This window comes from Marinobacter halodurans (assembly GCF_004327985.1).
Lineage (GTDB): Bacteria > Pseudomonadota > Gammaproteobacteria > Pseudomonadales > Oleiphilaceae > Marinobacter_A > Marinobacter_A halodurans.
This window is the reverse complement of the sequence record NZ_SJDL01000133.1, coordinates 1-1,207: the sequence shown is the minus strand read 5'-3', so window position 1 is coordinate 1,207 and position 1,207 is coordinate 1. Positions and strand designations below refer to the sequence as shown.

Here is a 1,207-nt window from a genome sequence, read left to right as displayed (position 1 = left end):
CGGGTCTTGCGCTTCTTGATCTGGTATTCGGCTTCGGAGAAGGTGATCTGATCCATGGCAACAATGAATTCTTTGCGGTTGACGAAGGCCGTATTATCGCTGATTTCGAGACTTATTCAGAGTCTCCTTAAGCCTTCGAGTAGAGAAGGAAGGCTTTGATCCTGATAAATATGATGATTGGATATTTACGTTGCATGAGCCAAAAAGTATAAAAACTGAATGGAGTTCAAATAATAGACTTATTGTTTATTATCCTCCGACTGAGGATCTTCCAACTAAGGTTGAGAAATGGAGAAATGTAAATATATCATATGTTATTGATGGCAACTTATAATGTACCCTTACAAAAAATAAGGTGCGGAATACTTTAATTATTATGCATGCTGGCCAGCAGCACGTGCACACCTTTCCGGTTTCGATGTGCACGCCTGGCCAGCAGGGCGTGCATTCGGGACCAGCGCCCACAATTGTGGGGGCCGGTGAAAGTGACAGGCTGTGCTGGTTTGGCGTGAACGGCGTGTTTCCACCGATGGCGTCGAACTATCGATGAGCTATCAGTACACACCATCCGGGAAACTTTCCCGTCTGACTTACCCCTCTGGCGCTGTTGCTGAATACCGCTACGACCGCGACCGACTGGAGAGCGTGTCGGTCGATGGCCAAACGTTGTTGGATGGCGTGGAGTATGCTCCGTTCGGACCGATTAGTGGCTGGGCCTGGGGCAATGGTCTTTCCATGAACAGGGCATTCGACAACAATGGTCGGGTTAGCAACCTGAAAACAGCGACGAATGACTCCCGTGACTTCGAATACGACGCTCTCGGCAACATCGTTTCGATTTTCGGCAACGACGAGCAACACTTCGAATACGATGCCGAAAACCGGTTGAAGGTGGCGCTGTCGAGTGATTTCAGCCTGGGATACGACTACGACGCGAATGGCAATCGCACCTGGGAAACCGTCGACGGCACCGAGCGTGAACTGACCTACTCGCCGGAAAGCAACGTTCTCAAAACCGTCGGCGGCATCGCCTACAGCTATGATGGCCGCGGAAACACGGTGAACGATGGCGAACATACCTAGTCGCCCCTGCAAAAACGCCGTTTTCAGACAGCCAACCATTCATCGGTCTCGGTCGGCCCATCCAGCAAGGCCGGAATTGACCATAAAATAGTCAATATCAAGCGCCAATACCGCTGATTCTCGC

The 1,207-nt window shown here is 50.5% G+C and carries 1 protein-coding gene; it reads left to right on the top strand.

Features of this window, described 5'->3' with window-relative positions; genetic code table 11:
* Positions 1–495: 495 nt before the first annotated feature.
* Positions 496–1,083, top strand: coding sequence for a hypothetical protein (locus EZI54_RS23760; protein WP_165495872.1), 588 nt, complete (start codon positions 496–498; stop codon positions 1,081–1,083).
* Positions 1,084–1,207: the final 124 nt, after the last annotated feature.